At 69.6% G+C, this 10,569-nt stretch carries 9 protein-coding genes; 5 read left to right on the forward strand and 4 right to left on the reverse strand.

All coding sequences use genetic code 11. From position 1 onward, the window contains the following. The 3 genes from D7W79_RS31530 to D7W79_RS31540 all read left to right on the forward strand — a co-directional run. On the forward strand, positions 1–1,157 hold a 1,157-nt coding region (locus tag D7W79_RS31530; protein WP_439099251.1), incomplete at its 5' end, for a terpene synthase family protein. Between the two features lie 53 nt (positions 1,158–1,210). Beyond that, positions 1,211–2,608: a family 2B encapsulin nanocompartment shell protein gene (locus D7W79_RS31535; RefSeq protein WP_120529082.1), complete on the forward strand. Its 1,398-nt coding sequence runs from the start codon at positions 1,211–1,213 to the stop codon at positions 2,606–2,608. 34 nt (positions 2,609–2,642) lie between these two features. After that, on the forward strand, positions 2,643–4,043 hold the full coding sequence (locus D7W79_RS31540) for a family 2B encapsulin nanocompartment shell protein (RefSeq protein WP_120529083.1): 1,401 nt from the start codon (positions 2,643–2,645) through the stop codon (positions 4,041–4,043). A 62-nt stretch (positions 4,044–4,105) separates the two neighbouring features. Here the strand turns inward: D7W79_RS31540 and D7W79_RS31545 are convergent, their stop codons facing one another. From D7W79_RS31545 to D7W79_RS31555, 3 genes are read right to left on the reverse strand one after another with little or no spacing between them, the layout of a single operon-like run. Further along, on the reverse strand, positions 4,106–5,119 hold the full coding sequence (locus D7W79_RS31545; RefSeq protein ID WP_120529084.1) for a hypothetical protein: 1,014 nt from the start codon (positions 5,117–5,119) through the stop codon (positions 4,106–4,108). Beyond that, positions 5,116–6,627 (reverse strand): FAD-binding protein, encoded by a 1,512-nt coding sequence (locus D7W79_RS31550; protein WP_120529085.1) that lies wholly within the window; start codon positions 6,625–6,627, stop codon positions 5,116–5,118. Before D7W79_RS31550 ends, D7W79_RS31545 begins: the two co-directional genes overlap by 4 nt. A 2-nt stretch (positions 6,628–6,629) precedes the next feature. Further along, on the reverse strand, positions 6,630–6,965 hold the full coding sequence (locus tag D7W79_RS31555) for a hypothetical protein (protein WP_147442143.1): 336 nt from the start codon (positions 6,963–6,965) through the stop codon (positions 6,630–6,632). A gap of 117 nt (positions 6,966–7,082) precedes the next feature. Between D7W79_RS31555 and nrfH the strand changes: the two genes are divergently transcribed. Next, entirely contained in the window at positions 7,083–7,601 is a 519-nt protein-coding gene (gene nrfH, locus D7W79_RS31560; RefSeq protein WP_171438140.1) for a cytochrome c nitrite reductase small subunit, read from the forward strand. Beyond that, positions 7,598–9,076 carry an ammonia-forming cytochrome c nitrite reductase subunit c552 gene (locus D7W79_RS31565; protein WP_120529088.1) on the forward strand — a complete coding sequence of 493 codons (1,479 nt, stop codon included), beginning with the start codon at positions 7,598–7,600 and terminating at the stop codon, positions 9,074–9,076. Before nrfH ends, D7W79_RS31565 begins: the two co-directional genes overlap by 4 nt. 5 nt (positions 9,077–9,081) lie before the next feature. Here D7W79_RS31565 and D7W79_RS43930 read toward each other — a convergent pair. Continuing rightward, on the reverse strand, positions 9,082–10,569 hold a 1,488-nt coding region (locus tag D7W79_RS43930; protein ID WP_158617096.1), incomplete at its 5' end, for a PQQ-binding-like beta-propeller repeat protein.

Here is a 10,569-nt window from a genome sequence, read left to right on the forward strand (position 1 = left end):
GGCTGGGGATGGGGCCTCGCGCCCGGTCCCTGAGCCACGTGCCCCGCCAGCACGTGGGCCCCACGAAGCTGCCGAAGTTCTACGCGCCGTACAGCACGTACTTGAGCCCCCACCTGGACGCGCGCAGGAACTCCAAGGACTGGGCGCGGCGGGTGGGCATGCTGGCGGTGGTGCCCGTCGTGGGGTTCTACGTCTGGGACGACCACAAGTTCGACGCGGCGGACGTGGCCCTCTGCGGCGCGCTCATCCACCCGGACGCGACCCCGGAGCAGCTGGACCTGACGGCGTGCTGGCTCGTCTGGGGCACCTACGCGGACGACTACTTCCCCATGCTCTACGCGAACACGCGGGACATGGCGGGCGCGAAGATGTTCACCGCGCGGCTGGCGCAGTTCATGCCGGATGACGTGGAGGCCGCCAACGCGGCGGTGCCCACCAACCCGGTGGAGCTGGGCCTGGCGGACCTGTGGAAGCGCACGGCGGGCCCGCTGTCGCCTCGCGGCCGCAACCTGTTCCGCAAGGCCATCCAGGACATGACGGACAGCTGGGTGTGGGAGCTGAACAACCAGCTCCTCAACCGCGTGCCGGACCCCGTGGACTACGTGGAGATGCGCCGCAAGACGTTCGGCTCGGACCTCACCATGAGCCTGTCGCGCCTCTCCAAGGGGGACGCGGTGCCGGAGGACGTCTTCAACACCCGCACGCTGCGCGGGCTGGAGAACTCCGCCGCGGACTACGCGTGCTTCGTCAACGACCTCTTCTCCTACCAGAAGGAGATCGAGTTCGAGGGCGAGCTCAACAACTGCGTGCTCGTCGTCCAGAAGTTCCTGGGCGTGGACAAGGACGAGGCCGTGAGCGTGGTCAACGAGCTGATGACCGCGCGCATGAAGCAGTTCCAGCACCTGGTGGCCAAGGAGCTGCCGGTGGTCATCCGCACCTTCGACCTGGATGCGAAGGCGCAGGAGAAGCTTCACAAGTACGTGGAGCAGCTCCAGCAGTGGATGGCGGGCATCCCCCGGTGGCACGCGGAGGTGACCCGCTACACGGAAGAAGAGCTCCGTCACGACGCGGCGCCGAAGTTCAAGACCGGGAACCTCTCCGGCCTGGGCATGTCCGCGACGCGCGTCGCCGAGCTGTTCCGCGCCGGCAAGCCCTGAGTTCAACCGCAGTCCGAAACCTTTTGAATCCCCAACCTGGAGAAGGTGACCCCATGTCCAACGACCTGAAGAAGTTCGACGACAACAACCAGAGCCTTGGAACGCAGGCGGCGCGCCAGCTGGCGACGACGACCAAGTCCGAGCCGCAGATGCAGGGCATCTCCTCGCGGTGGCTGCTCAAGCTGCTGCCGTGGGTGCAGGTGTCCGGCGGCACGTACCGCGTCAACCGCCGCATGACCTACGCGGTGGGCGACGGCCGCGTCACCTTCACCAGCACCGGCGCCAAGGTGCAGGTGATTCCCCAGGAGCTGGGCGAGCTGCCCCTCTTGCGTGGCTACGAGGACGTGGACGCGCTCACCGCGCTGGCCAACCGCTTCGTGCAGAAGGAGTACAAGGCCGGTGAGGTCATCACCGAGGCCGGCAAGGAAGCGGACTCCATCGTCCTCATCGCCCACGGCAAGGTGAACCGCATCGGCACCGGCAAGTACGGCGAGCCGCTGGTGCTGGAGACGCTGGCGGACGGCGACCACTACAGCTACCAGGCGCTGCTGGAGTCGCAGGACTACTGGCAGTTCACCGCGAAGGCCGTCACGCCCGTCATCGCACTCATCCTCCAGCAGTCCGCCTTCGAGGCGGTGGTGGCGCAGGTGCCGTCGCTCCAGAAGCACATCGAGGACTTCAAGGCCCGCTCCAGGAAGAAGCAGGACACCTCCGGCCAGAAGGCCATCGAGCTGGCCGCCGGCCACCACGGCGAGCCCGTGCTGCCCGGCACCTACGTGGACTACGAGACGCACCCGCGCGAGTACGAGCTGGCCGTCGCGCAGACCGTGCTGCAGATCCACACGCGCGTCGCGGACCTCTTCAACGACCCCATGAACCAGACGCAGCAGCAGCTGCGGCTGACCGTGGAGGCGCTGAAGGAGCGCAAGGAGCACGAGCTCATCAACAACCGCGAGTTCGGCCTGCTGCACAACGCGGACCTCAAGCAGCGCATCCACACCCGCTCCGGCGCCCCGACGCCGGACGACATGGACGAGCTGCTGGCCACGGTGTGGAAGGAGCCGTCGTTCTTCCTGGCCCACCCGCGCGCCATCGCCGCGTTCGGCCAGGAGTGCAACAAGCGCGGCATCTACCCCACCAGCATCGACATGAGCGGGAACCACGTGCCCGCGTGGCGCGGCATCCCCATCGTGTCCTGCAACAAGCTGCCCATCAGCGAGTCGCGCACCACGTCCATCATGCTGATGCGCGTGGGTGAGAAGAACCAGGGCGTCGTCGGCCTGCACCAGGCGGGCATCCCGGATGAGATCGAGCCCAGCCTCAACGTCCGGTTCATGGGCATCAACGAGAAGGCCATCATGAACTACCTGGTGACGGCGTACTTCTCCGCGGCGGTGCTGACGCCGGACGCGCTGGGCATCCTGGAGAGCGTGGAGCTGGGCCGCTCGTAGTCCTTCGTCCGCACGCGAACAGGAAGGTTCTTCCATGGCGAATTCACAGAACGACGTAGCGGCGCACGAAGGCCAGAGCCTCAGCACGGCGGGCGCGCGTCAGCTCGCGACGACGACCAAGACGCAGCCGATGATGCAGGGCATCTCGCCCCGCTATCTGCTGAGCATCCTGCCCTGGGTGCAGGTGTCCGGTGGCACGTACCGCGTGAACCGGCGGCTGACGTACACCGTGGGCGACGACCGGCTGAACTTCAGCAACATCGGCGTCAAGGTGGAGGTCATCGCCCAGGAGCTGCTCAAGCTGCCGCTGATGCGGGGCTTCGAGGACGTGGATGACCTGCTCATCCGCACCCTGGCGGGCCGCTTCATCCAGCAGCACTACAAGGCGGGCGACATCATCGTGGAGGCGGGCCGGTCCGCCGAGCACGTGTACCTGCTGGCGCACGGCAAGGCGCAGAAGCTGACGGCCGGCAAGTACGGCGACCCCGTCGTGCTGGACACGCTGGCGGACGGCGACCACTTCGGCGACCAGGCGGTGGTGGAGTCGAACGACGTGTGGCCCTTCACCGTCAAGGCCGTCACGGCCTGCACGGTGATGGCGCTGCCGCAGGAGGTGTTCGAGTCCCTCATCGCCCAGTCCCCGACGCTGAAGGCACACGTGGAGCGCTACCGGGCGAACCTCAAGAAGCCCCAGGACAAGGCGGGACAGGCCGCCATCGCGCTGACCGCCGGCCACCACGGTGAGCCCGTGCTGCCCGGCACCTTCGTGGACTACGAGCTGAAGCCGCGCGAGTACGAGCTGAGCGTGGCGCAGACCATCCTGCGCGTGCACACCCGCGTGGCGGACATCTTCAACGACCCGATGAACCAGACCGCCGAGCAGCTGCGGCTGACCATCGAGGCGCTGAAGGAGCGCAAGGAGTGGGAGCTCATCAACAACCCGGAGTTCGGCCTGCTGCACAACGCCGACCTCAAGCAGCGCATCAACACCCGCTCCGGTCCGCCGACGCCGGACGACATGGACGAGCTGGTGTCCCGCCGCCGCAAGACGCGCTACTTCCTGGCCCACCCGCGCGCCATCGCGGCGTTCGGCCGGGAGTGCAACAAGCGCGGCCTGTACCCGTCGGTGGTGGACGTGGACGGGCGCAAGTTCCAGGCGTGGCGCGGGGTGCCCATCCTCCCGTGCGACAAGCTGCCCATCAGCCGGGAGAACACCACCGCCATCCTTGCCATGCGCACCGGGCAGGACGACCAGGGCGTGGTGGGGCTGCACAACGCCGGCATCCCCGACGAGGTGGAGCCGAGCCTCACCGTGAAGCGCATGGCCGTCAACGACCAGGCCATCACGAACTACCTGGTGAGCACGTACTACTCCGCCGCCGTGCTCGTCCCGGACGCGCTGGGCGTGCTGGAGAACGTGGCGCTCGGCGGCTGAGGCGTCCCTCGCCGTGAAGCATGGACGGGCCCGGTGCCTTCAGTGCGCTGGGCCCGTTCGCTTTATCGGCACCGCGCGAAGTACCAGCGCAGCTGGAGCTGTCCCCGGAGCACCGGCGCCTCGTCCCTGTCCGCGCCGGACGCCGTGGTGAGGGAGGCGATGGCGCTCGTGCAGCCGGGCAGCTTCACGTCGATGGCCGCTCCCGGGTGGAGGCGCTCGTCGGTGCCGTCATAGGTCAGCTCCGCGCGGAAGTCGGCCACGGAGGTCTTCCGTTGCACGCCCAGCCCGGTGCGCAGCGCCCGGCCGGAGCGGAACGCGTCCAGCACCTGCATCGTCGCGAGCACGTCGAAGCGCCGGCCGAGCGCGGCCTGTCCGGTCAGCCAGAAGGTGTGCCGGGTGTCCCGGAGTCCTTCACCCGTGAACACGCCCCCTTCCGTGCGGGCGGAGACACCCCATCCGGCGGAGACCTGGATGTCTCCACTGCGGGAGCGCATCTCCCTTTCGGCCTGGTCGAAGAGCGCGGACAGGTCCACGCCTCGTCCGGACACGTCCTCGTCCGAGTCCGCGGGCGGAGGCACGCCGTGGCGCTCCAGTTCCTCCGCGACGCGTTCGGGCAGGGCGGAGTTGAGCACGGGGTCGTGCGGGTCGTGGAACGTCGTCCTCAGCCCGAAGCCCACGCGCCAGGGGCCTCCGTCAGTGGTGTCTGGAAGCAGCGCCGCGGACACCGTCGTCTTCGTCAGCACCCGCATCAGCCGGCCGGCCACCGAGTTCGAGCGGTAGCTGGACAGGCTCCGGATGCCACCGCCGAAGAGGAAGTAGGGCGCGATGTCCAGGCTGAGCCCGGGGCTGAGCGCTCCCGGTGTCGTCGAGGCCAGCACCGTGGCCATCACCGGCTTGGGCGCCGCGCCGAGCAGCACGCGCAGGGGCGCCTCCTCCAGCGCCACCAGGGCCGGAGACTCGGGCACGTCCACGTCGAGCACGTAGCGATAGAGGTTGATGTTGTCGCCATCCCGCGCGCTCGCCGTGCCCGATGCGAGCAGCGCGCCCACCACCGCCAGCCTGGCGAGGCTCCTCACGCGAGGTCCAGGCCGCGGAGATAGTCGTTGGAGAAGGCCGCCAGCAATTCGGGGGTGGTGAGCAGGGCCTTGCGCGCACCGCGCCAGGCGTCCACGCGTGCCGTGCCGTACAGGCCGCGCACCGCCGGGCCGTCCAGCTCGTGGACCTTGCCCCAGTGGAACGTGTGGGGGATGGCGGCCTGGGAAATCCCCTGCCAGACGCGGCGGCTGTAGGTCTTCGTGCGGGTGGACGCCGCCCCGTCGATGTCGAGGACGCACGTCATGGGCGCGTGGCTCGTGAACGCCAGCGTGGCCCGGGAGGGCAGGGCGTAGCGCAGCCCGAACAGCCCGGGGAACGGGAACGCGCGATTGACGGCCAGCGCCAGCTCCACGGTCTCGCGCACCCGGCCGAGCGGAACGCCCACCGCGCTGCCCCAGGCCTTCCCCCGGGTGGTGGTGTCGGTGAACAGCTCGCCGTGCGTCCCGCTGATGTTGTCGTACTCCTCGTAGAAGCGATCCATCAGCCGCGACAGCACGGGGATGGTCAGCTCCGAGACCAGGTCCGTCAGCACGCCGACGATTTCGAGCGCGCTGTCCCCCTGTGTCAGCTTGCTGCCGGGACTGGGCGGGTTCGAGCCTTCCGGGCGCTGCGCGTGCTTGTACATCACCGTGACGTAGACACCCCGGTCCAGGTCGTTGGGATTGATGACCGCCTGGAAATGATAGGGTTTGACCCCCGGCGGGCCCGGCAGCGCGATGCCGGAGAAGTCGAGCTGGTCGAACGCGCGCCAGAGTTCTTCGGTGAGCGGCATCCGCCGGCGGTAGGCCTGGAGGTAGTAGAGGTCCTCCACCTCCATCAGGACGCCGTGCACGAGGCCGAAGCCGCCCAGGCCCACCAGTGCGGCGTTGAAGAGGGCATCGTCCCGGACGAGCCGCGCGCCCAGGTTCTGGGGAATCTCGTCGTGGATGACCGGGGCACTGGCTCGCTCCAGCCACACGTGCCGGTCCGGTGAGACCACGAGGTGCAGGCCCACCACGAAGTCCTGCATGGCGCCAAACTCCAGGCTGGAGCCATGCGTGCCCGTCCCGATGGCACCCGCGATGGTCTGCCCGTTGCTGGCGCCCGAGGTGGGCAGGGACTTGCCGATCTTCTTCAGGAAGTGGTTCAGCTCCGCGACGGAGACACCACACTGCGCGAAGAGCAGGTCCTCGCGTCTGCGTGGATAGGCGGGATGGGTGCGGGGTGCCGGGAAGAGGTAGTTCAGCGGCCTGGTGTTGACGAGGATGCCGCTGGTGGCGGGCGCCTTGGTGAAGGACCAGCCGCCCCCCAGGCCGCGGATCTCCAGGCCCCCCGTGAGGGCCCGCTGGATGAGCCCCTGCAGCCCCTGGGTGGTGTCGACGTAGCCCGGCACCGTGGACTGGGAGGCATTGGCATTCCAGACGTCCACCAGGAGCTCCAGCTTCTGGGTGTAGCTCTGGTGCCAGTTCTGCCAGCGCTTCTGGGAGCTCTCGTGGATGACGGGGGGCATGGCTACCGCACCCCGAGGTCGCCGGGCGTGGGCTGGGCCTTGGCGCAGCGCCACTCCACCCGCTGCGGCATCGCGAGGCCGAGCGTCAGCACGCTGATGAGCGCGAAGCCCACGTTGGTGCTCTGGGTGACTTCCGCGAGCGCCTGGTCCTCGCAGTTGTCCACCCGGGGCCGCTCCTGGACCAGGCCCCAGCCCAGCGACCAGAGGACCTCCCCTTGCGGTTCGGTGGCACCGACCCCCGCGGCACCGGGCGCCTGGACGCGATAGTGCGCGCAGGCGGAGCCCAACGTCAGACACAGCAACGCCGCCGCACGCCGCCACCCCGGTCGCTTTGACATGCTCCCCCCACCCGTCACGAGCATGGGTCTTGGAGCAGGGGTGCGGCCACGCGGTCGGCGGTCGCGAACCCCTGTTTGATTCTCCACGTGCACGAGGAAGCAGGTAGGGTGCCCCACGTGCTCACCGCATCCCGCACCGTACTGGCCGTGACCCTCGGGATTGCCATCGGAGTGGCGGTCGGCCTTGGCGGCTTCACCTTCGCGTACGCGAAGGGCGCGTCCTACCTGCGGGACGACCCCGCCGCCTGTGCCAACTGCCACATCATGAACGAGCAGTACGACGGCTGGCGCAAGAGCAGCCACCACGCGGTGGCCACCTGCAACGACTGCCACACGCCCGCGGGCCTGGTTCCCAAGTACTACACGAAGGCGAGCAACGGCTTCTGGCACTCCTTCTACTTCACCACCGGCACCTTCCCCGACCCCATCCGCCTGCGTCCGGGCAACCGCGTGGTGACGGAGAACGCGTGCCGCAAGTGCCATGCCTCCATCGTGGAGGCCATCGAGACGCCTCCCAGGGGCCACGAGCAGGTGCCCCCCGGCGAGCAGCTCCAGTGCCTCACCTGCCACAACTCCGTGGGTCACCCCGAAGGGTCGGGCAACCCCGAGCTCATCCGTAAGGAGATGGAACGATGACCGAGCCCGAGAAGGCTCCGGAGAAGCGCCAGCGGTTCAGCGGCACGAAGCTCGTGGTCGCGGTGGCGGTGGCGGCGGCGCTGGCCTCGGCGGGCGTCACCGCCCTCCTGGTCAACATCATGGAGCGCAAGCAGGAGGCGAAGAACCCCTTCTACCGGGTGGTGGAGCTCGACGACACCATCACGGACCCTGCCGTATGGGGGAAGAACTTCCCGCTGCAGTACGACGGCTACAAGCGCACCGTGGACCAGCAGCGCACCCGCTATGGCGGCAGCGAGGCGGTGGCGCGCACGCCCACCCAGGCGGATCCGCGCTCGGTGGTGGCGCAGAGCCGGCTGGAGGAGGACCCCCGCCTGGTCACCATGTGGAGCGGCTACGCCTTCGCCACCGACTTCCGCGAGGAGCGCGGCCACGCGCACATGCTCGAGGACCAGGTCTACACCCAGCGGCAGCAGGTGACGAAGCAGCCGGGCACCTGCATCCACTGCCACGGCAGCGTGTACGTGCCCTACAAGAAGCTGGGGGACGGGGACCTCATCAAGGGCTTCGAGAAGATGAACCAGATGCCCTTCGCGGAGGCGCGCAAGCTGGTGGAGCACCCGGTGGCCTGCATCGACTGCCACGACCCCTCCACCATGCAGCTGCGCGTCACGCGCCCCGGCTTCATCGAGGGCATCGCCGCGCTCAAGGCCAGCCAGGGCGTTCCCAACTTCAAGGTGAACGAGGACGCCACCCGTCAGGAGATGCGCACGTACGTGTGCGGGCAGTGCCACGTCGAGTACTACTTCAAGGGCAAGGAGAAGCGCCTCACGTACCCCTGGGCCAAGGGCATCAACGTGGACCAGATCATGGCCTACTACGACGAGGACGGGCACACCGACTGGACCCACGCGCTCACCGGCGCGAAGGTCCTCAAGGCGCAGCACCCGGAGTTCGAGATGTACAACCAGGGCATCCACGCGAAGAGCGGCGTGGCGTGCGCGGACTGCCACATGCCCTACCAGCGTGAGGGCGCGATGAAGATCAGCGACCACCACGTGCGCAGCCCGCTGCTCAACATCAACCGCGCCTGCCAGACGTGTCACAAGTGGAGCGAGGCGGAGCTGCTCCAGCGCGCGGAGACCATCCAGACGCGCACCTTCCAGACGCGCAACATCGCCATGGACGCGCTGGTGGACCTCATCCACGACCTGGAGAGCGCGCAGAAGGCGGGAGCGTCCGAGGAGTCCCTGGCCAAGGCGCGCGACCTGCAGAAGCGCGCCCAGTTCTACCTGGACTTCGTGGAGGCGGAGAACTCCATGGGCTTCCACGCGGACCAGGAGGCGGTGCGCATCCTGAGCAACTCCATCAACTTCTCCCGCCTGGGCCAGAACGCGCTGCGGCCTGGGGGCGGGGCCTCCACCGCCCCCAATCAGCGCCCCGCGGGAGCGCCCGCGGCCCCCGGAAGCGCGGGGGCTCCGCAGGGCTCGCGGTAGGGCGGTCAGTACTTCACGCGCACCAGGAAGACGTCGCCGCGCGTGGGCTTGAGCTTGTCCACGCCGAAGTCCGTGACGCGGTCCGTGTAGCCGAACAGGACCGCGTCCCCGTCCGGCATCAGCGTCACCGCCGGCACCGCCTCCACGCCGTACAGCTCCCCGCGAGCCTCCGGCGTGGCGCCCAGGAAGAGGCGCGACGCCAGGGGCTGACCCGTGGGGTCGAAGCGCTGGGTGAAGAGCTGCGCGGACCCCAGGCCGTCCGTGCCCGTGGTGCCGTTCTCCAGCCACGAGTACGTGTAGCCCACCACCAGCACCTCGCCGGTGGAGTGGATGGCCACGCCCTGCACGGACGCGTCCACGCCCAGGTCGTGCGCCCAGCGCTCGGTGCCGTCCGCGCCCGTCACCACCACGAAGGGGCTGGGGCTGGAGGCGCCCTTCAGCGACGCGCCCGCCCAGGAGAAGCTGCCCTGGAAGTCGCCACCCGCCACCACGTCCCCGGCCGCGTCGCGGCTCACGTCCCGGACGCTTCCCTTCACGCCGGGCCGCACCTTCGCCCAGCCGAGCGCCCCGTTGTCCCGGTACAGCGCCACGAAGGGGCTGCCCGAACCGGAGCCCTGCGTGACGTTGGTGCCGAAGCGCACCGTGCCCACGTAGCGCCCCGCCACCGCCACGCTGCCGTCCGCGCCGGGTGACAGGGACAGGGGCTCGGCGCCCGCGCCCTCGGACTCCGCGCTGCCCACGGCGAAGGCGCGCTCCGCGGTGCCGTCCGCCGCGAACACCGCCACGCCGGCCGAAGCGCCCTTCACCGCGTTGCCCAGGTCCACCGCGCCCGGCGCGGTATAGGCCACGTACAGCCTTCCTTCCGCGTCCGACGCCACGTCCTTCACGGTCAGCTCGCCGGGCACCGGGTGCGCCCAGAGCGTCGCGCCGTCCGCGGACAGCCTGGCGATGATGGCGCCGTTGCCGAGCTTGCCCGTGCCCAGGTCCACCGTGCCCTGGATGTTGCCGGCCAGGAGCATGCCGCCCGCGCCATCCGCCGCCACGCGGGCGTGCACGTCGGCGCGCAGCGCTTCGGGCGTGGGGTCCACGCGCACGTCGTAGGCGTGCGTCCACAGCGTCTGCCCCGCGCCGGAGCGCCGCGTGAGCACCAGCTCCACGGCGTCATCCGTGGGGTTGCGCGCGTCCAGGTCGTCGTAGCCGTGCACGGCGGCGGTGAAGAGGTCCCCGGTGGTGGCGTCCACCGCCAGGTCCAACGCGAGGTCGTCCTGGGCCGCGCCTTCCCGGGCCAGCCACAGCGTGGCCCCCGAGGCGGGCGGTACGGTCTCCGGCTCCTTGACCGGAGGCGGTTGGGTCTGCGGGTTCTCATTGCCCGGCGGCGTCTGCGTGCCGCTCCCCGGAGGTGGAACGTCGCCCGGCACCCCGGGCTGCTCCGCCGGGGGACACCCCATCTTCGAGTCCTGGCAGTCGTCCGGGTCGGGCGTCTCCGCCCCGCC

It is taken from the genome of Corallococcus exercitus (assembly GCF_003611585.1).
Taxonomy (GTDB): Bacteria; Myxococcota; Myxococcia; order Myxococcales; family Myxococcaceae; genus Corallococcus; species Corallococcus exercitus.